Origin of the sequence: Leifsonia williamsii (assembly GCF_030433685.1) — a bacterium.
Taxonomy (GTDB): domain Bacteria; phylum Actinomycetota; class Actinomycetes; order Actinomycetales; family Microbacteriaceae; genus Leifsonia; species Leifsonia williamsii.
Genome location: NZ_JAROCF010000001.1, coordinates 3,664,356 through 3,689,164 on the forward strand (window position 1 = coordinate 3,664,356; position 24,809 = coordinate 3,689,164).

Annotated in this window: 22 protein-coding genes; 1 reads left to right on the top strand and 21 read right to left on the bottom strand. The window is 70.5% G+C overall.

The genetic code is table 11. The features are described 5' to 3' along the window. Window positions 1–50 precede the first annotated feature (50 nt). From rpsG to P5G50_RS17430, 7 genes are all read right to left on the bottom strand, one after another. Window positions 51–521, bottom strand: a complete 471-nt coding sequence (rpsG, locus tag P5G50_RS17400; RefSeq protein ID WP_301212339.1) for a 30S ribosomal protein S7 — start codon at window positions 519–521, stop codon at window positions 51–53. Continuing rightward, window positions 521–895 (bottom strand): 30S ribosomal protein S12, encoded by a 375-nt coding sequence (rpsL, locus tag P5G50_RS17405; RefSeq protein ID WP_055787040.1) that lies wholly within the window; start codon window positions 893–895, stop codon window positions 521–523. The genes rpsG and rpsL overlap by 1 nt, the downstream gene beginning before the upstream one ends. A gap of 396 nt (window positions 896–1,291) precedes the next feature. Then, window positions 1,292–1,588 (bottom strand): WXG100 family type VII secretion target, encoded by a 297-nt coding sequence (locus P5G50_RS17410; RefSeq protein WP_301212342.1) that lies wholly within the window; start codon window positions 1,586–1,588, stop codon window positions 1,292–1,294. Window positions 1,589–1,748: 160 nt separating this feature from the next. Next, the gene (locus P5G50_RS17415) at window positions 1,749–2,339 is read right to left on the bottom strand and encodes a hypothetical protein (protein WP_301212344.1); all 591 of its coding nucleotides are present in this window, start codon (window positions 2,337–2,339) and stop codon (window positions 1,749–1,751) included. 11 nt (window positions 2,340–2,350) lie between these two features. Further along, window positions 2,351–2,983, bottom strand: coding sequence for a hypothetical protein (locus P5G50_RS17420; RefSeq protein ID WP_301212345.1), 633 nt, complete (start codon window positions 2,981–2,983; stop codon window positions 2,351–2,353). Between the two features lie 10 nt (window positions 2,984–2,993). Next, window positions 2,994–4,271: a putative T7SS-secreted protein gene (locus P5G50_RS17425; RefSeq protein WP_301212346.1), complete on the bottom strand. Its 1,278-nt coding sequence runs from the start codon at window positions 4,269–4,271 to the stop codon at window positions 2,994–2,996. Window positions 4,272–4,284: 13 nt separating this feature from the next. After that, window positions 4,285–4,617 carry a hypothetical protein gene (locus P5G50_RS17430; protein ID WP_301212347.1) on the bottom strand — a complete coding sequence of 111 codons (333 nt, stop codon included), beginning with the start codon at window positions 4,615–4,617 and terminating at the stop codon, window positions 4,285–4,287. Window positions 4,618–4,727: 110 nt separating this feature from the next. Here P5G50_RS17430 and P5G50_RS17435 point away from each other — a divergent pair, with 110 nt between their 5' ends. After that, window positions 4,728–9,242 carry a type VII secretion EssC family protein gene (locus P5G50_RS17435; RefSeq protein WP_301212348.1) on the top strand — a complete coding sequence of 1,505 codons (4,515 nt, stop codon included), beginning with the start codon at window positions 4,728–4,730 and terminating at the stop codon, window positions 9,240–9,242. A 5-nt stretch (window positions 9,243–9,247) separates the two neighbouring features. On the opposite strand, the gene P5G50_RS17440 is transcribed toward P5G50_RS17435, so the two are convergent. The 14 genes from P5G50_RS17440 to P5G50_RS17505 form a co-directional block, all read right to left on the bottom strand. Beyond that, window positions 9,248–10,225, bottom strand: a complete 978-nt coding sequence (locus P5G50_RS17440; RefSeq protein WP_301212349.1) for an Abi family protein — start codon at window positions 10,223–10,225, stop codon at window positions 9,248–9,250. 95 nt (window positions 10,226–10,320) lie between these two features. Then, a complete protein-coding gene (locus tag P5G50_RS17445) occupies window positions 10,321–10,812 on the bottom strand; it encodes a DUF6121 family protein (RefSeq protein ID WP_301212350.1) in 492 nt (163 codons plus the stop codon). 26 nt (window positions 10,813–10,838) lie between these two features. Further along, entirely contained in the window at window positions 10,839–12,095 is a 1,257-nt protein-coding gene (locus P5G50_RS17450; RefSeq protein ID WP_301230634.1) for a cation:proton antiporter, read from the bottom strand. A 92-nt stretch (window positions 12,096–12,187) separates the two neighbouring features. Then, window positions 12,188–12,928 (bottom strand): hypothetical protein, encoded by a 741-nt coding sequence (locus P5G50_RS17455; RefSeq protein ID WP_301212858.1) that lies wholly within the window; start codon window positions 12,926–12,928, stop codon window positions 12,188–12,190. Between the two features lies 1 nt (window position 12,929). Continuing rightward, window positions 12,930–13,748, bottom strand: a complete 819-nt coding sequence (locus P5G50_RS17460; protein ID WP_301212856.1) for a hypothetical protein — start codon at window positions 13,746–13,748, stop codon at window positions 12,930–12,932. Beyond that, complete coding sequence (gene pilM, locus P5G50_RS17465; protein ID WP_301212855.1) at window positions 13,745–14,794, bottom strand: type IV pilus assembly protein PilM; 1,050 nt, start codon at window positions 14,792–14,794, stop codon at window positions 13,745–13,747. The genes P5G50_RS17460 and pilM overlap by 4 nt, the downstream gene beginning before the upstream one ends. Window positions 14,795–14,829: 35 nt before the next feature. Continuing rightward, window positions 14,830–15,675, bottom strand: a complete 846-nt coding sequence (locus tag P5G50_RS17470) for a prepilin peptidase (RefSeq protein ID WP_301212853.1) — start codon at window positions 15,673–15,675, stop codon at window positions 14,830–14,832. After that, a complete protein-coding gene (locus P5G50_RS17475) occupies window positions 15,672–17,507 on the bottom strand; it encodes a hypothetical protein (protein WP_301212851.1) in 1,836 nt (611 codons plus the stop codon). The genes P5G50_RS17470 and P5G50_RS17475 overlap by 4 nt, the downstream gene beginning before the upstream one ends. Continuing rightward, window positions 17,507–18,190, bottom strand: coding sequence for a PulJ/GspJ family protein (locus tag P5G50_RS17480; RefSeq protein WP_301212849.1), 684 nt, complete (start codon window positions 18,188–18,190; stop codon window positions 17,507–17,509). Before P5G50_RS17480 ends, P5G50_RS17475 begins: the two co-directional genes overlap by 1 nt. Further along, entirely contained in the window at window positions 18,190–19,599 is a 1,410-nt protein-coding gene (locus tag P5G50_RS17485; protein ID WP_301212847.1) for a prepilin-type N-terminal cleavage/methylation domain-containing protein, read from the bottom strand. The genes P5G50_RS17480 and P5G50_RS17485 overlap by 1 nt, the downstream gene beginning before the upstream one ends. A gap of 83 nt (window positions 19,600–19,682) precedes the next feature. After that, window positions 19,683–20,117 (bottom strand): type IV pilin protein, encoded by a 435-nt coding sequence (locus tag P5G50_RS17490; protein WP_301212845.1) that lies wholly within the window; start codon window positions 20,115–20,117, stop codon window positions 19,683–19,685. A gap of 187 nt (window positions 20,118–20,304) precedes the next feature. Continuing rightward, window positions 20,305–21,534 (bottom strand): type II secretion system F family protein, encoded by a 1,230-nt coding sequence (locus P5G50_RS17495; protein WP_301212844.1) that lies wholly within the window; start codon window positions 21,532–21,534, stop codon window positions 20,305–20,307. A gap of 2 nt (window positions 21,535–21,536) precedes the next feature. Beyond that, a complete protein-coding gene (locus P5G50_RS17500) occupies window positions 21,537–23,030 on the bottom strand; it encodes a PilT/PilU family type 4a pilus ATPase (RefSeq protein ID WP_301212843.1) in 1,494 nt (497 codons plus the stop codon). A gap of 8 nt (window positions 23,031–23,038) precedes the next feature. Then, window positions 23,039–24,703, bottom strand: coding sequence for a GspE/PulE family protein (locus P5G50_RS17505; RefSeq protein ID WP_301212842.1), 1,665 nt, complete (start codon window positions 24,701–24,703; stop codon window positions 23,039–23,041). Window positions 24,704–24,809: the final 106 nt, after the last annotated feature.

Here is a 24,809-nt window from a genome sequence, read left to right on the forward strand (position 1 = left end):
GCCGCCCGGGCGCGGCACGCATTGGTATAACGCCCGGGCGGCCAGTTTTATTACCAGCGGTAGTGGGCGAAGGCCTTGTTCGACTCGGCCATCTTGTGGGTGTCCTCGCGGCGCTTGACCGCGGCACCGAGACCGTTCGACGCGTCGAGGATCTCGTTGGTGAGACGCTCGGTCATCGTCTTCTCGCGACGGCCCTTGGCGTAGCTGGTGAGCCAGCGGAGCGCGAGGGTGTTGGCGCGGTGCGGCTTGACCTCGACCGGGACCTGGTAGGTCGAGCCACCGACGCGGCGGCTGCGGACCTCGAGGGTCGGGCGGATGTTGTCGAGCGCCTTCTTGAGCGTGGTGACGGCGTCCTGACCGGACTTCGAGGCGACGCCCTCGAGCGCGTCGTAGACGATGCGCTCGGCGAGGCCCTTCTTGCCGTCGAGGAGGATCTTGTTGACGAGCTGGCTGACGACCGGCGCGCCGTACACCGGGTCGGCGACGACGGGGCGCTTCGGAGCGGGACCCTTGCGAGGCATTACTTCTTCTCCATCTTCGCGCCGTAGCGGCTGCGAGCCTGCTTGCGGTTCTTCACGGCCTGGGTGTCGAGCGCGCCGCGCACGATCTTGTAGCGCACGCCGGGGAGGTCCTTCACACGACCGCCGCGGACGAGCACCATCGAGTGCTCCTGCAGGTTGTGGCCCTCACCGGGGATGTAGGCGGTGACCTCGGTCCCGTTCGACAGCTTCACGCGGGCGACCTTGCGGAGCGCCGAGTTCGGCTTCTTGGGGGTGGTGGTGTAGACGCGGGTGCACACGCCGCGCTGCTGGGGGTTGGCCTTCAGGGCGGGGGCCTTGGTCTTGGTGACCTTCGGCGACCGACCCTTCCGCACCAACTGCTGAATGGTAGGCACTACTTCTCCTTATATGGACTGCACGGTGACAGGTGTTGCTTTCCCGCGGGCGACCGGCCCGGTTCCGGATGTCCGGTGCGGGCTGTTCGTGGTCGCGGGGGTGATCGGCTGGCGAGCAGATGGTCCGCCTGCCGATATGCCGTGGGGGCGGGGATCCCGTGCGGTCTCCCTGCCCATCGGATGAGTACGTGCCGGCTCGCGCATCCCCCGCCCTCGTTCGCTCGGAGGCGATCGCGGGCACGGAACAAGCGCGCGACAGAGCGCACACCCGATAAATACTATCGTCCGCGCCTTTACCGGTCAAATGAGAGCGGGTGTGCTAGCGGCCTGTCCGCGCACGGCGAAAGGGCGGCCGCCCCGGGGGACGGCCGCCCTTTCGCGAGCGTGCGGAGCGGCTCAGCCGCCGATGCCCTTGGCGAGCTCGCTGTCGACGTTCTGCAGGGCGTCGGCCGCCTTGGTGAGGAACTGCGACATGCCGTCGAGGCCGCTCACGGCGTCCGTCGTGCCCTTGGTGAACTGCTCGTAGGAGGTGTGGAAGGCGCCGGAGGCCTGGTCGGTGACGAAGCCGCCGTTGACGAGGCCGTTGACGAGGTTCTGCAGCTCGTGGAGCTTGGCGGTGATGTCGTCCTTGCCCGAGATCAGGCGGTTGGCGGCATCGGTCATCTCGCCGTAGGTGACGTTCATGTTGGCCATGACGGTGTTATCCCTTCGTTGTCGCTGAGGTTGGTCCCTTGAGGTCGAACCCCCCGGGCCGACCAGCTACCTCTACCTAACCAGGACCGGTTGCCGACCGGAATGGGGAGGACTCCCCATGTGGATGGCGCCGGCCCAGCGGGGTCTGTGGAGAACGGGGTCAGGAGACGGGCGTCCAGCGCACCGAGTCCACGATCGCGTCGAAGAGCTCGGTGTAGAGCAGCGGATCGCCGGGCGACGGCACGTCGACGGTGACGTGCAGCAGACGGCTGCCGTCCGGGACGGGCAGCCAGTACTCCAGCTTGACGTCCTGCGTGGTCTCGGCTCCGACCTTCAGCTGCGCGACGTCGGAGGAGCGCGCGGCGGGGCCGGCGTCGAGGTCGAGCTGCTCGGCCTCGGGGAAGGCGCGGGCGAGCCGGGCGGCGAGGTCGCCGTCGTCCCCAGCCGCCGTGGGCGGCCAGGGCGAGAAGTCCATGACCATGGCGGCGGGGAACGGCACGCCGGGGAGGATCTCGAGCGAGAGGCCGACGCGGAAGGCACCGGCCTCCTTCGCCGCCGCCGCCATGCCGATCAGCTGCTCGCGTGCATCGCGGCGGACGCGCGCCAAGCGGTCGTTCATGCCGACCTGCTTCTTGACGAAGGCGGCGATCTGATTGCGTGCGGTCTCGTCGCCCGCGAGGGGCACCGAGACCCAGGTGCCGGGAAGGATGATGCTGAGGTCGGCCTCCTGGAACGACAGCTGCCTGGTCACGGCGCTCCCTGTCACTGCTCGAGCTCGATCGACAGGGAGGCGACGATGCTCTCGGTCTCGGCCGGCATGTCGCCGAAGGCGTTGAGGTCGGCCGTCGTGAAGGTGAAGTGGACCATCTCGTCGGCGCCCTGCGGGAAGACGCCGAACACGGTGCGCGCCTCAACCCAGCCCTCCTCGGGGGCTTCGCCGGGCTCCGCCGGGTCGTCGAGGTACTCGACCACCTGGTGGATGCCTGCGAGACGGCCGCTCGGGATGACGTGCTCCCAGCCGTCGAAGAGGATGGTCGTGCCCTCGGCGTCCGGATCGCCCGCGAGCTCGCGCGCCTCGCGCAGGAACCACGCGGCGTCCTGGTCGGGCTCGACGCCGGCGACCTGGAAGGTCATCACCGCGCCCACGCTGAGGAAGTGCTCGGGGCGCAGGTAGACCGCGGCCGTGAGGTACGGGTTGAGCTGCGCGAGCAGTCGGAGGCGCAGCTCGGCGAGCTCCGCCTCCACCGCCCCCTCATGGTCCGCGCTGCCGAGGTCCGTCGTCGCGCGCGCGACGACATCACGCGCCCAGTCCTCGCTGGCCACCTCGTCGTCGAGGAGCATCGGGTAGAAGCCCTCGGGGATGGAGACGGAGAAGTCGCGGATACCGGGTGCCATGCCGCCCACCCTAGCCGAGCGTCCACTTCGGGAGTCGGCCGTTGGCGAGGTCCTTGGCGATGGAGTCCGGCTTCAGCGAGACGGGCTTGTCACTCTGGTCGAACGGGTTGTTCGTGAACGTCTCGAGCTTGCCCGCGACCACCCGGTAGTTCCACACGCCGAGGGCGACCTTGTAGCCCATCGGGATCTGGTCGGCGATCTCCTTGGCGAACTGCGGGTTGTCGAAGCCGACGAGGCCGAGCGGGTTGGTGCGCAGCTTCATCAGCCCCTCCGAGGCGGGCGTGATCTTGAAGGGGTTGGTGCCGAACACCTCCTTCATCACGTTGGGGAGGGCCTTCGGCGAGCCGACCATCGCCTGCACGTCCTTGAGGGCGGCCGCCTTCTTGCCCTTCGTGATGCCGGTGAGCGCCTTGAACTGGCGGCGCGGGAGCTTCATCGCCACGGTCAGGCCCTTCGCCTTCACGAGCTTCGCGATGTACTTGCCGATGTTGCCGCCGAACACGGCCAGCACAACGCCGACCGCGGCGAAGGCCACGTCGACCCAGCTGCCGTCGCCGTTCATGGCCTTGATCACGCTCTCGACCAGGCTGATCACGGCGCCGACGACGGCGAGCACGAGGAGGATCTGGCCGAGGATCGGCACCCACGACAGGAAGATGGAGAGCACGCCGGCGATCTCGCAGATCTTCTTGATCACGTCGCCCCAGTTGTCCCAGAAGCTGTCCTTGAGGCCGTGGTTGCCCTTGCCCTCGACGACGTCCTTGATCGCCTCGGCGGCGGTGTGGGCGGCCGTGTTCTTGGCGTCGCGGGCGTCGCGCCAGGCCTGCTGAGCGGCGTGCAGCTCTGTGAGGGCGTCGCCGGCGGCGGTCGCCGCGTTGGAGGCGGCGGTGTCGTTGGCCGCCTTCTCCTCCGGAGTGCTCTCGTCGGCCTTCTGCTGGGCGGTGTGCGCCTGGCGCTGGGCCGCGTCGGCCGCATCCTGCTTGGAGTTGATGTGGGAGATGGCGGTCTCGGCGTCGTCCTGCGCGTCGCGCAGCTTGCCGGCGTACACGGTCAGCGCCGTGGCGGTGGTCTCGTAGCGGTCCTGGGCCTTGCCGATGTCCTCGGCGACCTCGGCGGCGCTCTTCTTCACCGCGTCGACCGCCTGGCTGGTCATGCCGCCGACCTCGCTGATGCGGTCGAGGGCGGCCACCGAGCGGGTGATCGCGTGCGCGATCTGCTCGTAGTGCGCGGCCTTCGACTCCAGCAGCCCGGGGTCGCCCTCGAGCTTCTCGTACTCCCTGTCGCTCATCTCTCCCTGCCCCCTACTTCGCCGTCGCGTCCGGGTGGTTCTTCGCGACGTCGGCCGCCGCGTCCTCCAGCGCCTTCGCCAGCTCGGAATCGACCTTCGTGAAGCCCTCGGTGATCGCCCCGATGGACTCCTTGAGCGCCTTCACACTCTCGGTCATCTTCTTGCGCTTGTCGTTCCACTTGTGCGCGAAGTCGTGCACGCGGTCGCCCAGCTCGTCGTGCCCGGTCGCCTCCGCCACGTCGTCGCTGAAGTCGTCGGCATCCTCGAACTCCTTCACGACGGCGTCCAGGTCGTCGCGGAGCTGGGTGAGCAGCTGCAGGTCGAGCTTCAGGTCGGGCGCGCCCATCGGCGACTCCTTTCGGTCAGGCAGCGTCCAATGTACCGACGACCGGCGCAGACCTCGATGGGGAACGGTCCCCATCCGGTTGCGCGTGGCCCGGCGGGTATCGTGCTGTCGTGCGCCTGAAACTCACCCTCGCCCGCCCCTCCGGGAGCGCCGACGACATCGTGGTCACCGCCGACGCCGGCGCGAGCATCTCGGAGGTCGCCGCCACCATCGCGCGGGTCGATCCCCGCCGCACCGGCCCGGTGGCACCCGGCGAGGCGCTCACGCTGCGGGCCCAGCTGCCCGGGCAGCCCGAGCCGCTGATCCTCCCACCCGATGCGCCGATCGGCGAGGCGTGGATCGGCAGCGGCGCCACGGTCGCACTGGCCGACGCCGGCCTCCACTACGTCCCGCCGGAGCTCGGCGATGCGCCGGTCGTCGCGACGCTGCGGGTGCTCACGGGCGAGCAGGCCGGCCGCGAGTTCCCGCTGCGGGCCGGCACGACCGTCCTCGGTCGCGACGCCGGCTGCGATGTCGTGCTCGACGACCCGCTGGTGTCGAAGCGGCATGTGCGGTTCGAGGCGGGCGACGGCGTCGAGGTCGTCGACCTCGGCTCCGCGAACGGCGTCGTGGTCGACGGCGGGCTGGTCACACGCTTCACGGTCCGCCGCTCGGAGACGATGCTGATCGGCGACACGGAGGTGGAGCTGACCGTCATGATCGGCTCGGACGTGCCGGCTGCGCCTCCTACCGCCGGGCCGGTCTTCTTCAACCGGTCGCCGCGGGTCGAGCGCCGCTACGCCGGGCAGACCTTCCAGGCGCCGGAGGTGCCGGCCGAGAAGGAGGACCCGCCCTTCCCGCTGCTGGCGATGCTCACCCCGCTGCTGCTCGGCGGCGCGCTGTTCGCGCTCACCAAGAACCCGACCTCCCTGCTGTTCGTGCTGCTCTCGCCGATCATGCTCGTCGGCAACTACATCAGCTCGCGCACGCGGAACAAGCGCAAGCTCAAGAAGCAGATCGCGGCGTTCGAGCAGCGGCTCGACGCGCTCTCGACCCGGCTGGAGGAGGAGCGCGGCATCGAGGGCGAACTGCGCCGGGCGGAGACGCCGACCACGGCGGACGCGCTCTCCGACGCGGTGCGCCGCGGCCCGCTGCTGTGGACCAGGCGGCCGGAGCACTGGTCGTTCCTCAACCTCCAGCTGGGGCGCGGCCGGATGCGGTCGCGCAACCGTGTCGCCGTGAACGACCGCGGCGAGCTGATCGTCGAGTTCCAGGAGCGGCTCGACGCGGTGATCGCGGCGAACGAGTACGTCGACGACGTGCCCGTGCTCGACAACCTGTACGAGTCGGGCGCGCTCGGCATCGCCGGAACCGCCGACCTCGTGGCGGGCTCGGTCAACTCGGTGCTCGTGCAGCTCACCGCCCTCCACTCCCCCGCCGAACTCGCCGTCGCGGCCCTGGTGTCGCCGCGCTGGTCGCGCGAGCTGAGCTGGCTCAAGTGGATGCCGCACACCTCATCGCCGCACAGCCCCATCGCCGGCGGGCACCTCGCCGACAGCGCGTCCAGCGCGGCCGGGGTGCTCAGCGCGCTGGAGGGACTGGTCGAGGAGCGGCTCGCCGCCCTCCGCGGCAAGGCCCAGCGCCGCGGCGCGATGGACCAGGAGAGCGCGGCCCTCGAGCGCGGCGCGGAGGTCGGGGGCGGTCAGACGCAGCAGGGCACGCCCTCCCCCATCCCGGCGGTCGTCGTCGTGATCTCGGGAGACGTCGCCGTCGACCGCGCGCGCCTCGTGCAGCTCGCCGAGGTCGCCGCGGACGCGGGCGTCTTCCCGATCTGGCTCGCGGAGGATGTGCCGCAGCTCCCGGCCGTGTGCCGCACGTACCTGCACCACGCCGACCGCGCGGACCGGGCGACGGCCGGGTTCGTCCGGCTGGGCGAGACGGTCGAGGAGGTCGTGACCGAGCCGGTCGCGGCCGGCACCGCCCTCGACTACGCCCGCCGCATGGCGCCGGTCATCGACGCGGGCGCACTGGTCGCCGACGCGAGCGACCTCCCGCGCTCGGTGTCGATGGTGACCCTGCTCGGGCATGACCTGGCCGAGACCTCGGGAGCAGTGATCGACCGCTGGCGGCAGAACGCCTCCATCCACGACCGGTCCTCCGCTGCACGGCCGGCCAAGCGCCGCCCGGGGACGCTGCGCGCGATCATCGGCTCGGCGGGCGTCGACGCGATGCACCTCGACCTGCGCACGCAGGGCCCGCACGCGCTCGTCGGCGGCACGACCGGCGCGGGCAAGAGCGAGTTCCTGCAGGCGTGGGTGCTCGGGATGGCCGCCGAGTACAGCCCGGACCGCGTCACGTTCCTGTTCGTGGACTACAAGGGCGGATCGGCCTTCGCGGACTGCGTGAACCTTCCGCACTGCGTCGGACTCGTCACCGACCTGAGTCCGCACCTGGTGCGCCGGGCGCTCACCAGTCTCCGCGCCGAGCTGCACCACCGCGAGCACCTGCTCAACCGCAAGAAGGCCAAGGACCTGCTGGAGCTCGAGAAGCGCGGCGACCCGGAGAGCCCTCCCGCGCTCGTGCTCGTGATCGACGAGTTCGCCGCCCTGGTCGGCGAGGTGCCCGAGTTCGTGGACGGCGTGGTCGACATCGCCCAGCGCGGACGCTCGCTCGGCATCCACCTGATCATGGCGACGCAGCGGCCCGCGGGCGTGATCAAGGACAACCTCCGCGCCAACACCAACCTGCGCATCGCGCTGCGGATGGCCGACGAGTCCGACAGCCAGGACGTGGTGGGCGTCGCCGACGCCGCGCACTTCGACCCGGGCCTTCCCGGTCGTGGCCTGGCCAAGACGGGTCCGGGGCGCCTGGTGCGCTTCCAGTCCGCGTACGCGGGCGGCTGGACGAGCCGCGAGCCCGAGCGCGCGGGCGTCGAGGTCGCCGAGCTGCGCTTCGGCGGCGAGCTGCGCTGGGAGGAGGAGCGGCCGGCGGAGGAGCCGGAGCGCGACCTCGGACCGACCGATCAGCAGCGGATGGTCGCCTCCATCGTCTCCGCGCACGCAGCAGCGCACATCCCGCACCCGCGGCGGCCGTGGCTCGACGAGCTGGCCGCGGTGTACGACCTGGGGCTGCTGCGGCAGCGCACGGACGCCGAACTGCTGCTGGGCGTCTCCGACATCCCCGACCGGCAGGAGCAGCGGCCGGTGTACTTCCACCCCGATGTCGACGGCAACCTGGCGGTATACGGCACGGGAGGCTCTGGCAAGTCGACCGTGCTCCGCACACTGGCGTCGGCGGCCGCCATCACGCCGCGCGGCGGGCCGGTGCACGTGTACGGGCTCGACTTCGGCGCGGGCAGCCTGCGGATGCTGGAGAAGCTGCCGCACGTCGGATCGGTCATCCCTGGCGACGACACCGAGCGCATCATCCGGCTGTTCCGGACGCTGAAGGCCGTGCTCGAGGACCGCGGGCCGCGCTTCGCCGAGGCCAACGCCTCCAGCATCACCGAGTACCGCTCGCTGACCGGGCGGCAGGACGAGCCGCGGATCCTGCTGCTGATCGACGGGTTCCCGAACTTCCGCGAGGACTTCGAGATCCCGGCAGGGCGGTCGCAGTGGTACGACGTGTTCCGCGACATCCTCGCGGACGGGCGCCGGCTCGGGATGCACGTCGCGCTCACCGGGGACCGTGCGGGCGCGGTGCCGACGGCCATCCGCTCGCTCGTGCAGCGCAGCGTGGTGCTGCGTCTCGCCGACGACGGGTACGCGATGCTCGACGCGCCGAGCGACGTGCTGAGCCCTTCCTCCCCTCCCGGGCGCGCCATCGTGGACGGCTACGAGACGCAGGTCGCCGTGCTGGGCGGCTCGCGAGCCGTATCGGAGCAGTCGGAGGCGGTGCGCCGGCTCGCCGAGGCGATGCAGCGCGCGGGCATCCGGCCGGCGCCGGAGATCGGCTCGCTGCCGAAGGAGTACGCAATCGACACCCTCCCGCCGTCGCTCGGTGGCGCGCCGGTGCTCGGTCTCAGCGACATCGACCTCGGGCCGTACGGCTTCGAGCCGTCGGGGACGCTGCTCGTCGCGGGTCCGCCTGCGAGCGGCCGGACGAACGCGCTCGCGGCGCTCGCGGCGTCGGTCGCCCGCTTCGACCCGCAGACGCGGCTGTACTACCTGGGCTCGGCGCGCTCCCCGCTGGCGGGATCCGGCTTGTGGACGGCCAGGGCGGTGACGCCCGCGGAGGCGGCCGAGCTGGCGAAGGACCTCGCCGCCGCGGTCGCCGACCCGGACACCGAGGGCAGGATCGCCGTGTTCGTGGAGGCGATCGGCGACTTCCTGCAGACGCCGGCCGACTCCGCGATCGTGGAGCTGGTGCGGGCCGTGCGCCGCAGCGACCACCTCCTCGTCGCGGAGGCGGAGACCAGCGCCTGGGGCTCCTCCTGGCCGCTGCTCGGCGAGGTCAAGAACGGCCGCCGCGGCCTGCTGCTGCAGCCCGAGTCGGTCGAGGGCGACCTCCTGCTCAAGACGCCGCTGCCGCGGATGAACCGGGCGGAGTTCCCGGCAGGGCGCGGGGTGCTGATCCAGAAGGGGACATTCACGCGGGTGCAGGTGCCGCTGGTGGATGCGGGGCTGCCGGTGGGGGTGCGGGTGTAGGGGGGTCAGCGCGACCAGAGTGGCAGTGGGCGCCAGCCGTCCGGAAAGCCCATGTCGGTCTCAGGGGCGACCGGGAGACTGCCCGGGAATCGATCGATCAGGGCCGCGAGGCGCCTCCCCCAAGCATCCTCCGCGCGGATCGCGTCGGTGAGGAAGCACACCACAGCGCAAACGGCGTAGATCCGCTCCCTGCTGTTCGGGATCGCATTCAGGTGGAGGAGCCCGGGTGCATTCTCCGGGATGCGCCCGAGCTTGTATGTGAGCCTGCGGTTCCACAAGCGGGCGTGGTGGGCGCAGAGGTTCCTGACATAGTTGATGACCTTCAGCCAGCGCGCGAACACCGCTCCGGAGACACCGGCCATGTCCTTCGAGACAAGCGACTGGTCGCCGTCCGTCATGAATCCGAAGAGACGCACGAGTTGGCCGAGCTCCATGACTTCGGTCGCGACCCAGACCGGCAGCCGCGCGTCGTACTTCTCGACGTAGTGACGGATGAAGTCCTCGGAGACGGCCCGCTCCTGATGCTGCACGAATCGGTCGCGCCAGACGTCGTAGGAGCTGCTCCCAGGGTGCTCGGCATCCGGACGGTCGCATTTCGCCGGGTCCAGACTCGCCCGAGAGAGATGTCCGAACGCATCGCGATGACCGAGGTGAAAGCTCACCTTGGCGCGGAGTGCGATTTCCACCGTTTCGACAGCGTCGAGGATGAGCAGTCGAAGAGCCCGGTCGAATCCCCACAGTTGCTGGGCCCAGCCGAAAGCTGCTCCCTCCACGAAGGTGTCGGCCCGGAACTGGACAGACGTCTCCGGAACGACGCCGACGGCGAGCGGTTGCCGGAACGGGTACGCATACGCGCTGAAGCGGTAATACCCGACGGTTTCCAGCACCCGCCGTGCGGATGGGGAGTCATCGATCCGCAGACCTCGCGCTGCCAGCTGGGCCATTTGTTCATCGAGCGTCAGGTGGGGCTTGCCGTATTGCATGCATTGTTTCCGTAAACAAGAAAACCAGCCCGTACCCGAAGGCAGAGGGGCTGGTGTTTATGATTTGAGACTAGCACGGATGGAGCTTGTGGGTGCTATTCCTCGTCCTTCTCCCACGGCCAGCGCGGCCTCCCGCGCTGGCGGAAGCGGCCGACCAGGACGAGTTGGTAGAGCAGGGTGACGACGAAGGCGGCCGCGCCGACGAGGATCGCGTAGAGGCTGCCCAGCTGGCCGAAGGCGAAGATGACGTAGTGGAACGGGTCGCTGGGGTTGCCCGCCGCGCCCGCGATCGCACCGGCCGCCGCGTAGACCGCGTAGCAGGCGACGCCGACGGCGAGGGCGGCTCCGGGAGAGATGCGCTGCTTCTCGCCGGGGACGCGCGTGCCGAGGGCGATCAGGAAGATCAGCAGCATCGCGACCGCCGCCGCGACCATGACCGGGCCGACCAGCGGGCCGACCTCGGGGTCGGCGATCACGTCGGTGTCCGTCGCGAGCGACAGCAGGCCGAAGCCCGCGACGATCAGGGCGAGGTAGAGGCCGGCCGCGAAGCAGGCCACGACCGTCGCGTACGCGCGTTCGTCACGCATGCTCCACCTGCCGGATCAGACGCCGCTCAGTAGTTCTGCTGCGACGCGTACGCGGCGACGGCCTGGTTCTGCGCGTCGGCGAGCTGCTGCTCGTAGTCCGCCTGCGCCTCCGCATTGCGCGCCTTGAGCTTGCGGCCACGCGCGGCGAGCCAGGCGCCGGTCCAGACCGACACCTCCCGCGCGATGATGCCGGCGAGGATGGCGAAGGCGCCCAGCCAGACGGAGCGGAGGACGACGTCGAGCTCCTCGGCCGTGCGGTCCCACGGGTGCGCGTCGAGCACGGCGGCGCCCACATAGACGAAGTAGACGAAGATCGCGACGAACAGGCCGCCCAGGATGTACGCCCACCAGCGCGCGCGGTTGAGGATCTGCACCAGGATCACCATGCCGACGAAGAACGCCAGCACCGGCGCCCAGCCCGAGTACTGCTCGGTGTAGAAGCGGGTGATCGCCGACACGAACTCGTCGCTCGGGGTGAGCAGCGCGCCCACGATGAAGACGGCGGCGGTCCACAGGATCGCGTACGCCACCGTGCCGACGAGGGCGATCAGGATGCCGAAGCCGCGGTTGCTCTTCTTCTTGGGGCGCTCCGGGCGCTGCAGGAAGATCGGGGCGACGGGCTGCGGCGCCTGTGCGGCGGGAGCGGTCGCGGGCTCGGGGGCCCACGTCGCCTCGCCGGTGCCCGCGGTGCCGTAGGCGGCAGTCGCGGTGGCGCCGGCGGCGGCGGCGCCGGTAGCGGCTGCACCCGTGCCGTTGCCGTTGCCGTTCTGCAGGTTCGCGGCCTCGGCGGCGGCGATCACTGGCGTGGCGGACTGCGCGGGGGTGGCGGTGTCGATGGTGGCCTGGCCGCCGGCGGAGGCGCCGGGCTCGCCGGGCTGCGCGGCCGAGCGCGCGATGGCGGCGGCGATCTCGTCGTCGCTCGCGGTCACGGGCTCCGGCTCGGTGACGGCGGGCGGCGCGGACGGCTGGGACTGCTGAGCGGAGGCGGAGGCGGACGCCGGGGCTGCGGCAGGCTGCGCCTCCGCACCAGCGGCCGACGGGCCGGGTGAACCCGCGGCAGCCGCCTGGGCAGGACGGTTCACGTGGCCGCGGGCCGAGACCGGCGCCGACGGCGGGGACGCGAGGTTGGGGTCGGTGTCGTGCGGCTCGCGGGAGGCGGGCTCCGGCGTGGCCGGCGCGGCCGCGGCGGACTCGGCGGGCGCGGTCGCCGGCGCCTGGTCGGCGTTCGCGGGCGGCTCGGCCTGTGCGCCGCGCGGCGCGGATTCCGGTGTCGTGTCGCTCATCTCAAGCACCTTCCATCGGCCCGGCGGGCCCGTCTCGTCGCCAACTGTAGCAACGGGCAGGTCGTTGTCGAGGGAGGCCATACCGCCGTGCGCTACCCGGCCGCCGCCTCCCCGGCGCCGGTCGTCAGCACGTAGAGGAAGCCGCTGATCGTGCCGTCGTACCCGCTGCCGGACGCGGCCGGGCCCACATCCACGCCGTCGACGAGCACGAGCCGCGACCCCGCCTGCAGCGCCTTGACGAACGACAGGATGCTGCCGTACTCGCCCGAGACCGTCGCGCTCACCGGCACGAGCACGAAGTTCTGGTCGTTCACCAGCGTGCTCGTGAAGGGCGGCATTCCGGGGACGGGAGCGGTGGCGGCCGGCGCAGAGGTCGCCGCGGGTGCGGGAGTGGCGGCGGGCGACGGCGTGGCGGTGGAGGTGGAGGTGGAGGTGGAGGTGGAGCCTCCCGAGCCCGCCCCTCCCTTCCCTCCAGGGTCGGCCGGCGGCACGTACGCCTGGCCGTCCGAGACCTCGGTGGCGACGACCTTCACCCCGGCGGCCGCGGCGAGCGCGTCGATCTCGTCGGTGAACTCGTCGGCCTTGCGGTCGGCCGGGATGGAGGCGCTCAGGGCGGTGAGCTGCTTCTTCAGCTCGGGGAGGCCCTCGCTGTCCTTCTTGAGGCGCGCGAGCACGGCGGCGTTGGCGGTGTTGGCGGTGCGCACCTGCGCGGTCTGGTCGTCGGCGGCGGACGCCTGGTCGAGCTGCGGCTGCACCCCGACGACCCAGCCGAGCACGACGACGACCGCCATCGCGAGCACGCTGGCGATGATCCAGAGCCTGGTCCTGTCCATGTCACTTCCCCTTCGGCTGGAAGCGCTTCGTGTAGAGCGCCTCGCCCACGTGGACGGTCACGCTCGCGACGTACTGGTTGGTGGTCGCGTCGAAGTTGGTCGCGCCCGGCACGGCGTCGACGACTCCGTCGACCTTCTCGAGCGCCGATACCCAGGCGGCGACGTCCGGGAGGGTCGGGCTGTACGCCTCGATCGCGACCGTGCCGACGCGCGGGCCCTGGAGAGGATCGGTCGACTGCTGGTAGACGGCGATCGGAGATGCCGAGTCGACGGAGACCGATTTGAGGGTGACGCCCGCCGGTTGCACGGACTGGACCTTCTGCAGGAAGGCGTTCCAATCGATCTCCGTGGCGGCGCCGACCTGCTGGGCGGCCTCCGCGAGCGCGACCTGCCGCTGCACCTCGCGCACCTCGGCGTACTGCTGCTGCTGGGTGAGGAGGTCGGTGGTCTCGAGGCGTGCGCCGATCAGCCGCGCCTGGGCGCCGATGTTGAAGGCGAACGCCGCTCCGACCGCGAGCACCATGACGAGCGCCACCACGAGCACGCCCCAGCCGAACGCGCGCCGCAGGCGGCGGTCGCGGCGGGCGGTGCGGACCTCGGGCGGGAGCAGGTCGACGCGCGGCTCGCCGCCGATGTGCAGGTCCTCCTGCCGCGATCCCGCCGGCCGGCCTCGGCGCTTGCGGGGCGAGCCCGGCGCCTCGGTGCCCGCGGGTGCGACGGCGGGTGCGACGGCCGGGTTCCCGGTGGGCGGCGTCTCGACGCCCGGCCCCGCGCCGCCCTCGGAGGGCGGGTCGGACGGACGACGGAGGGTGATGCTCATGCTGCGCTCCCCAGGGCCAGGCCGACCGCCGCCGACAGCGAGGAGCGCTGCTGCCGGAGCACGTCGGCGTTCAGGTGCCGCGACAACGCCACGGAGTGGAAGGGGTCGCCGACGGCGACCGGGAGCCGGGTCATCTCGCTCAACGCCTCGGGCAGGCCCGGCAGCTGCGCGCCTCCCCCGGTCACGACGAGCTGTGCGACCGGTGTCGCCGGTCGGGTGTTGACGAAGTAGCTGATGGTGTTCCGGAGGCTCGTGAGCAGCTCGCCGGTGACCCGGTAGATGATCTCGACCGCCTGGTGCGCCTCCGGCGAGGACACCTGACGGGCCAGCCCGATCGCCGCCTTGATCCGCTCGGCCTCGCCCGGCTCGACCTCGAGGCCGCTGCGGAGCGCCTGGGTGAGCTCGCCTCCCCCGGCCGGGATGATGCGCACGAACTGCGGGACGCCGTCGGTGACGATCACCACGCTCGTCGTGTTGGCGCCGATGTCGACCAGCGCGACGGTCCCTCCGATGCCCGCCCTGGTGATCAGGGCGCGGGTGACGGCGAACGGCAGGAGGTCGACCTCCACCGTGGTGAGCCCCGCCAGCTGGGTGGCCTTGACGTTGCCGAGCACCGCCTCCTTCACCGCCGCCACGAGGAGGCCGTTGACCACGGGACCGTTGTCGCCCTGCGCCTCCGACACCGGATAGAAGTCGAGCAGCGCGTCGGCGACGGGCACGGGCAGCATGTCCTGCACGAGGAAAGGGAGGCTCTCGCGGATGCGCGTGCGCGACATGCGCGGCACGGTCAGATCGCGGGCGAGCACCCGCTGGTTGCCCATCCCGAGCACCACCTCCTTGCTCGAGAAGCCGCCCTGCTGCCACAGCCGCTTGAGCCCGGCGGCCACGGTGTTCGGCTCGAGCACCTCCCCACGGCTGGCGGCGCCGTCGGGCAGCGGCACCTCGTAGTGCCGCAGCAGCGTCGGTCGCGGCTTGCCGGGGTCGGCGAGCTCGACGGCGCGGATGGTCGTGGAGCCGATGTCGATGCCGACGATGCTGCTGGCCATGCGGTCCTCCTTCTCTGAGCGGGTTCGGTGCGGGTCTAGGCGAGTCCGAGCAGCGCCAGGTAGGCGCGGGCGACGGCGGGTCCGGCGAGGATGCCGAGCCACGCCCCGGCGAGCATCCACGGTCCGAACGGGATGCCCGTGCCGCGGCGGGCGCGGCGCAGGACGAGCAGCGCGACGGCGAACAGGCCGCCGAGCACGAATGCGGCGAACGCGCCGACGACGAGCGCGTCCCAGCCGAGGAAGCCGAGGAAGAGCCCGAGCACGCCGGCGAGCTTCACGTCGCCGAAGCCCATCCCGCCCGGGTATGCCAGCGCGAGCGCGAGATAGAGGAGGAACAGCGCGGCCCCTCCGATCGCCGCACGCAGCAGTGCGCCGGGGTCGCCAGCGAGGAGGCCCGCAGCACCGAGCAGCAGAGCGCCGACCGCGTACCCGGGCAGCACGATGGCGTTCGGGAGACGGTGGGTGTCGAGGTCGATCAGGGCGAGCGCGATACTGATGGCCGCGAGATAGAGGTAGGCGACGACCTGCACCACCCCGGCGGCGAGCGCCCCCGCGCCGCGACCGGCCGGAGCCTCCGGCCCTGCCCAGAACCACCAGGCGACGACGCCGAACGCGACGGCCGTCGCCGCCTCCACCAGCGGGTAGCGGAGCGAGATGCTGCTGCGGCACGCCCGGCAGCGTCCACGCAGCACCAGCCAGGAGATGACGGGGATGTTGTCGTACGGCCTGATCTGCTCACCGCAGCTGCCGCAGGCGCTCGGCGGCGCCACGATCGAGCGCCCGGCCGGCACGCGGAACACGACCACATTGAGGAAGGAGCCGATCAGCGCGCCGAACACGGCGATCATCCCGACGCTGGTGAGGACCACGGTCGTTGTCATGACAGGGGTGCTCCATCCGGCCCGAAGGCGGTCTTGACCTCGATCTCGGTGGTGACGTCGTACGAGGTGGTGCGCGGGGTCGGGAAGCGCGGCGGCGGGGAGTTGAGGAGGCGGGAGTCGTAGCTGTAGGACTTGAAGAAGCCGCTCGAGCCTCCGGTGAGACCGACGGGTCCGCGGAACTTCTGCGCGATGGAGCCCGTCACGCAGAGGTACCCGCGCTTACCGGCCTTGTAGTTCTGCACCTCGAACGAGTGGTCGTTGGAGAGGATCGCCGCGTTGATCGTGCGCGCGCAGTTCGTGCTGCTCGCAGACGCCTCCCACGAGACCAGAGACGTGCCGGCGGTGCAGTCGTTGTACGCGTCCTTGGTGGAGCAGTTGACGGGGTTCCACACCCAGACCGAGTTGGCGCCGACCAGGCCGAGCATGTCGTTGGCGGTGTCCTGGTAGACGAGCTTGCCGGTGATGAAGGCGAAGTTGTCGGCGTTCACCGTCAGCGAGCCGTGCATCGTGCCCTCCACGAACACGTCTCCGGCCCGGCAGCCGTACGGGATCTTGGAGGAGACCGTCTCGTTGGCCACGGGATAGCCGATGCCGTTGCCGGTGCTGCCGCAGCTGAACGTGTTGTTGTTCGGGCTGCGGTTCGTGGCCCAGTAGTTCGGGTTGGTGGACGTGGAGGGGACCGTCTGGACGTAGATCAGGTTGTTCCACAAGGCCGTCGATGCGCTGATGCCGAGCGTCACACCGGTCGGATCGGCGAGGGTGCCGAGGTTCTGCGTCGCCGTCGACGTCGGCTTGCCCGGTGTCCCGCAGTAGGCGGGGTCGGTGTACCCGTTGCCGGCCTTCGTCTGCGTGTGGACGGTCCACGGCGAGTAGACCTTGACGGTGCCGTTGGGCATGAAGGTGATCTTCGTCGGCCCGGTGTAGAGGCACCCCGGGTTCGGAACCTTGTCCGGGAGGTCGGCGCGCACCTGGTCGAGCTGCTGCTGCACGGCCGGGATCTTGTAGAGGGAGGCGTTCTGCGGCGGTCCGGCGCTGAAGACCGGCGTGCCCGAGCAGCTGCTGCCGAGCTGGGTATAGAGCTTGCCCGACGCATCCCGCTTGGGGTTCGCCGTCGTGACGCGCTTCTTGAACGTGCCGCCGCAGATGTTGAGGGTGTCGTTGGAGTGCACCTGGCCGTCCAGTGTGTCCTGGGTGACGAAGTTGATGATGCAGTTCGCGTCGAGCGACGGGTTCTCCCACGCGTGGAGCACCGTGCAGGTCTTCGTGTTCACCGCCGGGTCGAGGATCTCGTAGTCCGTGAAGTACACGTAGTTCGTGAACCCGGCCTGCTTGATGTTCGCCACGACACTGCGCGTAACCGTGCCCACCTTGCCGGTCGCGCGCAGGCGCAGCACGCCGTTGCTCTGGAACTTCGAGTTGTCGACCTCGTAACGGAAGTACGCGTTCACCGCCATACCGTCGGTGAGCTTCACCTGCGCCCACTGTCCGTTCGTCGCGATGTCGAACGCCAGGTTGGTCGTCGGCGGATTCTTCACCGTGGAGGCGGAGCCGTTCGCGATCGTGAAGGGTGCGTCCTTGTTGCCCCACTGGTAGTACGTCGGGTCGTTCGTCATCCGGCCCTGGTAGTCGGCGACACCGGCATAGGCGGCGGACATGGCGGCATCCCAGTCGGCGTCGTGGTCGGAGCGCACGAGTCCGGAGACTGCGAACGTCATCGTCAGCGAGACGAGCAGGAGCAGCACCGACGCGATCCCGACGACCATCGCCAGAGCGACGCCGCGGTCGCCCGACGAGCGGACGACCCGGAGGCGGGCGCGGAGGAGCCTCAGCATCACGACCCCGTTCCGACGTTGGCCATGCTGATCGTGTTCGTGAGCGTGACCGCAGTGGCGGCCCCCGTCGGCTGGATCGTGATGGTGACCTGGATGGAGGCGATCGTCGCCCGCTGCGTGTCGGTGATCAGCGCGGCGGGGAGCAGCGGGCCCCCCGCCTTGTCGAAGTAGCGGAAGACGACGGCGCCACTCGGGATGGAGTTGCACAGCGCGCGCTTCACGGCCGGAGCCGCTGTGAGGCGGTTCGGGAACGCCCAGTGCCCGTTCACCCCGGCGACAGCCGATGTCGGATTCCACTGCTGCTCGATCAGCCGCCCGTTCGTGTCGACCGAGAACTGGGCCATGACCGGGCTCTCGGCTCCGGTCAGGTTGACGTAGGCGTAGAACGCGACGCTGTTGTCCGTCGCGGCGAGGATCGCGGGCTCGGCCTGCTGGCCGCCGGGCGTCGGGTTGGTCAGCGGGTTCGGCGTGGCCGCGCGGAGCATGCGCGCGGCCTGGTTCATCCCGTTCGATGCCTGCCGAGTGCCGCCGTCGATGGACTGCGCGAGGCTCACGCTGTGGGTGCCGGCGACGAACATCCATGTGCCGAGGGTCGCGATCAGGGCGGTGAGCGCCATGGCGATCAGCAGTTCGATGAGGGTGAGACCGGCCTGCTCGCGCCGCAGACGGGCGAGGAGGCGCATCACGGCTGCCTCGGATCGAGGGTGAAGATCGTGGAGCTCGTCCACGCCGGGCTGCCGGCGGGAAGGGTGATGGCGCTGGAGGTGAGGTCGGTCGTCGTCGTGGTGGTGTCGTTGCTCGCGACGACGAGCTTCCAGCTTCCGTAGGGCAGCGCCAGGGTGAGGGAGTTGCCGCTGCTGGAGAGCTGGGCGAACTTGAGGGTCATCCCCGTGTCGCAGCCCGGGTCGCCGCTGGCGGCGTTGCCCGCAGCGCTGATCGCGCGCACCCACTTGCCGCCGAGGCCGCCGCTGGTCGAGAGCGTGATCAGCGCCATCGGTACCGTCACCGGGTTGGCAGACCCGGGTTCGGTGGTGACATGCGCCCGCTGGCCGACGTTGCCACTCGCGTTGGGCGTCGACCACTGCAGCGGGTCGACGGAGTCGCACGCCGGCTGCGGACTGCCCGCGGCGACGAACGCTCCGGCGATGATGTCGTAGCCGGAGACCGCCGGGAAGAGGGCCGTGCTCGCCTTGTACGCGGGCGACGACGCTGTGCCGCCGGTCACCGAAACCGTCGTGAGGGTCGGGTCGCCGGTCGGCTTGAGCGTCAGTGGCAGGTTGCGCGGAAAGTACACACCGAGCGGGGCGCCGGGCGCCAGTGTGATCGCGGGGGTGGCACGCGTGTCGTACTGCAGCTCAACGACGGCCGACTGGTTCTCGTAGACCGGGACCTTCGTCGCCGGCTGGGTCGCCTGGGCGGGCGTCAGGCGGTTGTCGCCGGAGGCGCCGATGGTGACGACGTACGAGCCGGGCACCACCTTCAGCACGTAGCTGCAGCCATCGGCGTCGGTCGCCACCGGGCCCGGCGTGATGGTGGTCGCCGAGTTGGGCGAGATGGAGGTGTCGGGCACCGCGGAGACGGGGATGCCGGCCGCCGCACTGCCGTCGGCGCGCGTCACGTGCACGATGATCGTGCCGGAGGAGGGGTCGTTGATCGGACCGGCGGGAGCGATCAGGGTGCTCGCCTGCACGGGCGCGGTGTTCGGCCGCATGCCGGTCCACTTGACGGAGACGTTGAAGGTCTTGTTCTGCAGGATGCCCGGGCCGCCGCAGTCGCTGGCCGCACCGGTGCTGGTGACCCAGCCGACGGACTTGGTGATCGTGTACCGCGTGCCGTCGAGGTCCTGGGTCACCTCGCCGCTCTTGACGGCGAAGACGTCGGTCTGCGACCGCGCGATGTCGATCTGCTGTGCGGCCAGGTTCGCGGCCACCTCGGCGGCGCGGGAGGAGCGGGTCAGGGTCATCGACAGCGTCAGCGAGTACGCGACGAGGACGGCGACGATGGCGAACACCATCATCGCGATCAGGACCTCGATGAGGGTGAAGCCCCGGTCGGCGGCTGCGGGGCGGAGAAGGCGGTTCAGGCGGTTCACGGGGGTCACCTCCCTTCGGTCGGGGTCCGGGGGTGGAGGGGGAGGCGAGGCGCCGCTGGTGCGAGCGGCGCCCCGCCTGAGGGTTACGGGGTGCAGTCTCCGTCCTTCGCACCCTCAGACTCCGTGATGTGGAACGTGTGGTCGGCGGTGCTGGTCGCCTCCACGCAGAAGCTCGTGGCGGAGATCGTGCCGCTGGGGGCAATGTTGCCCTTGACGTCCGCGCCCTTCGTCGCGCCGTAGTCGTCGAGTGTGCCATCCGTCAGGGAAGGCGCCGTCGCACTCGAACCCTTGTCCGTGTAGTAAGCGACGATGGCCGTCTTCACGTTGGTCAGGTCGGACTTCACCGACGCGTCCTTCGCGTTGTTCTGCACCCCGATGTAGATCGGGATGGCGATGGCGGCGAGGATGCCGATGATGATCACGACGACGAGGAGCTCGATCAGGGTGAAGCCCTTCTCGTCGTCCTCGAGCAGGCCCTTGCGGCGAGCGTTCAGCTTGCCCATCAGTCGGAAGTACATTGCAGTGTCCAATCCATTCGGTCGGGTAGTGCGGGGGTCGGCGGCTGCGAGGACCGCTTCTGGACGACACGCTAGTTCTCGGCGGATTTGCAGAAATATCCCCCGTGAGAGGGGTTTTACGGGGGTTTTTCACCCCAGATATGGGGTGATAACACCCCGTATCTCTTGACCCACGGGTCCGAAGACGTCAGCCTCCGACCGCCGACGCGATCCCGAAGATGGGCAGGTAGAGCGCGACGACCATGCCGCCGATGACGACGCCGAGGAACGCGATCATGACCGGCTCGATCAGCGACGTGAGCTGCTCGGTCGTCGCCTCGACCTCCTGCTCGTAGAAGTCCGCGATCTTGTCGAGCATGGTCTCGAGCGAGCCGGCGTCCTCGCCGACGGCGACCATCTGCGTCACCATGGGCGGGAACACGGTCTGTCTGCTCAGCGGGGAGGCGATCGACTCGCCCTGCCGCACGCCCTCCGCGACCTCCACGAGCGCCTGTTGCAGCACCCAGTTGCCGCTCGTCTCTCCCACGATCCGCAGCGCCTGCAGGATCGGCACGCCCGCCGAGATCATGTTCGAGAAGTTGCGGCTGAACCGCGCGATGGCGATGCGTTTCAGCAGCGAGCCGAAGATGGGCATGCGGAGCTTGAAGGGATCGAGTCGCCTTCGCACGGCCTCGTCGTTCTTGTGCCGCGGCCACCAGAGCGCGAAGACGATCCCGAGCACGGCGACGACCGGCACGACGAACACCATGGCGTGCGAGAGGTGCACCAGGATCATCGTCGGGAGCGGCAGCTCCTTGCCGAGCCCGGTGAACATCTTCTCGAAGATCGGCACGACGAACAGCAGCATCGCGGCGACGCCGATGACCGTCATGCACAGCACGATCACCGGGTACGTCATGGCCGACTTGATCGCCGAGCGGAGCTTGACCTCCTTCTCGAAGTTCTCGGCCACCGCCTCCAGCGCACCGTCGAGGAAGCCGCCGGTCTCGCCCGCGCGCACCATGTTGACCATGAGCGGAGGGAACACCTGCGCGTGCCTCCGCATGGCGTCCGACACGGCGACGCCGCTCTCGACCTGGTCGCGCACGTCGGCGAGCACGGCCTGGAACTTCTTGTTGCCGTTCTGCTCGGCGATGATGTTGAGCGTCCGGAGGAGCGACAGGCCCGACGAGATCATCGTCGCCATCTGCCTGCTCATGACCGCCAACTCCTTGAGCTTGACGCCCGAGCCGGTGGAGAGCCGGATCTCGCGGTTGAGGCCCGTGCCCTCCGCCGCCTCGGTGATGGACACCGGCGACAGGCCCATCGTGCGCAGGCGGGAGGCGACGGCGGCCTCGCTGGAGGCGTCCACCCTCCCCTTGACGATCTTGCCGGCGGCGTCGCGGCCCTTGTACGCGTACGGAGTGGTGACCGGCATGCCTAGCCCACCGTCCCGGAGTAGCTGTCGCCGAAGTCGGGCCCGCTCGCGGCGATGGCGGCGGCGGAGGCCTCGGTGGGCGACTCCACCCGCTGGATCAGCCGGGCGATCCCCTCCTTGTCGTGCGCCTTCTCCATGGCCGCGCGGCGGGTGATCACGCCCGCGTTGACCAGCTCGGCGAGGTGCTGGTCCATGGTCCGCATCCCCGACTCCCGCCCGGCCTGCATCATCGAGGCGATCTGGTAGGTCTTGCCCTCGCGGATGACGTTCGCGATCGCCGGGCTCATCACCAGGATCTCGGTCGCCACGACCCGGCCGCGACCGCTGGCGCGCTTGATCAGGGTCTGCGACACGACGCCCTGCAGCGTGCCGGCGAGCTGCGCGCGCACCTGGTCCTGCTGATGCGGTGGGAACACGTCGATCACGCGGTCGATGGTCTGCGGCGCGTCCTGCGTGTGCAGGGTCGCGAAGACGAGGTGGCCGGTCTCGGCGGCGGTGAGGGCGACGGAGATGGTCTCCAGGTCGCGCAGCTCGCCGATCAGGATCACGTCGGGGTCCTGCCGCAGCACGTGCTTCAGCGCGTTGTTGAAGCTGTGGGTGTCGTGGCCGACCTCGCGCTGGTTCACGATCGACTTCTTGTGCACGTGCATGAACTCGATGGGGTCCTCGACGGTCACGATGTGATCGGCGCGCGAGGAGTTGACCAGGTCGATCAGCGCCGCGAGCGTCGTCGACTTGCCGGAGCCGGTCGGGCCGGTGACGAGCACGAGCCCGCGCGGGAGGGTCGAGAACATGCCGACGGCATCCGGCACCCCCAGCTCGGCGAGCTGCTTGATCTCGGTCGGGATCAGGCGGAACGCTCCGCCGTACGACCCGCGCTGCTGGTAGAGGTTGACGCGGAAGCGCGCGTTCGCCGAGATGGTGAACGCGAAGTCCAGCTCGTGCTCGCGCTCGAACCGCTCGCGCTGCGGATCGGTGAGGAGGCTCATGAGCGCCTCGCGCGTGCGCTCGTGGTTCCACGACTCTATCGATGCCGCGGGCCGCAGGCCGCCGTCGACGCGCACCATGGGCGGGGCGCCCACCGTGATGTGGAGGTCGGAGGCGCGCTGGTAGACGACCTCGTGCAGGGCCGCGACCAGGTCGCGGTCGGCCTTCGCCAGCGCCTCCCGCTCGGGTGCGGTGAGCCGCTCGTCGATCTCGGGCTCGGCCGTGCGCCGGGGGACGTCGTCGTCAGGCGACTCGGGGGCGGGAGCCGCGGCGCGACGGCCGGCGGGGATGAGCCGCGGCGCGTACGGCTCGGACGGCGAGTACGGCTCTGGTGAGGCGTACTGCTCCGGCGGCGCGAACTGCTCCGGCGGCGCGAACTGCTCCGGCGGCGCATACGGCTCCGGCCCCTGGTCCAGCGACCACGCCCCCGGCGGCACCACCGGGATCTCGTACACCGGCTTCGCGACCGGCGGCGGGAACCCGCCCCAGCTCTCCTCGTGATTCGCCATGCGGCCTCCTATGCCACCACTCGCAGGATCTCTTCCACCGAGGTCAGCCCGAGCTTGACCTTCTCCCAACCGTCCTCGCGCAGCGTGAGCATGCCCTGCTCGCGCGCCACGCGACCGATGTCGGCGCTCGACGCCCGCTGCACCGCGAGCCGCTCGATCTGCTCCGTCACCGCCATGACCTCGTGCACCGCGATCCGGCCGCGGTACCCGGTGCCGGAGCAGGTCGGGCAGCCGACGGGCACGAAGATCGGTGGCAGGGGCTGGTCGTCCGGGACGGCGAAGCGCAGCCTCCGCAACTCCTCCACCCCCTGCTCCCCCGGCCGCTTGCAGCGCTCGCAGAGCCGCCGCGCCAGACGCTGCGCGACCACGCAGTCGAGCGCCGAGCCCACGAGGAACGGCTCGATCTCCATCTCGGTCAGCCGGGTCACCGCGCTGGGCGCATCGTTGGTGTGCAGGGTCGAGAGCACGAGGTGGCCGGTCAGCGACGCCTCGATGGCGATCTGCGCGGTCTCGTGGTCGCGGATCTCGCCCAGCAGCACCACATCCGGGTCGGAGCGGAGGATGCTGCGCAGCGCGCTCGCGAACGTCAGGCCGGCCTTCGGGTTGACCTGCACCTGGTTGATGCCGGGCATGCGGTACTCGACCGGGTCCTCCACCGTGATCACGTTGATCTCGGGCCGTGCGACGGCGTTCAGGGTCGTGTAGAGCGTGGTCGACTTGCCGGAGCCGGTCGGGCCGGTGATCAGGATCATCCCGTACGGCTTCGAGTACGACGCCCGGTAGACCTCGAAGTTGCGGTCGAGCAGGTTGAGGTCGCGCAGGGTCATGCCGGTGTTCGTGTTGTCGAGGATGCGCATGACGACCTTCTCGCCCCACACCGTCGGCAGCGTGGCCACGCGCAGGTCGATCTGACGGCCGCCGTGCACGACCGACATGCGGCCGTCCTGCGGCTTGCGGCGCTCGGCGATGTCGATGTCGCTCATGATCTTGAGCCGCGAGATGACGCCGTTCTGGATGGCCTTCGGCGCAGGCGGCATGGCGTGCAGCACGCCGTCGATGCGGTACCGCACCCGCACCTCGTGCTCGGCCGGCTCGATGTGGATGTCGGAGGCGTGATCCTGGATGGCCTGGCTGACCAGCAGGTTCACGAACCGCACGATCGGGGCGTCGTCGTCGATCGCGTCGGCCGCCCCCGCCTCCTCGACCGGAGCGCTCTCCTCCTCGAGCGTGCTGGTCAGGTCGGAGAGCTCGTCGTCGGCGCGGATCCAGCGGTCGATGGCGGCGAGGAGGTCCGTCTCGTCCGCGACGGCCGGCGCGACGGAGAGGCGGGAGGCGGCGCGCACGTCGTCGATGGCGAACACGTTGCCGGGGTCCGCCATGGCGAGGATCACGGCGCCCTCGCGCACGGCGATCGGGAGCACGGTGTGCCGGCGGCAGATCGCACCAGGGATGAGGGAGACGGCCGCCCGGTCGACCGGGTAGTCCGTGAGCTCGACGAAGGGGAGGCCGGACTGGGCCGCGCGGGCGCGCGCCAGCTGCTGCGGCGTGATCGCACCGCTGGACATCAGCTCGCGGACGACGGACTCGTCGGACGCCGGGTCGCCCTGGACGCCGTCGAGGTACTCGATGGGCAGATGGCCGTGCAGGATCAGGATCTCGGTCATGGACGCCACGGGGACCTCCTCTGCGGAATGCGAGGTCACCGTACTGAACGGCGAAACCACGCGGACAGTCCCGCATGAGGGTGCCCCGCGCGCGGGGGTCAGCCCGCCGAGGCCG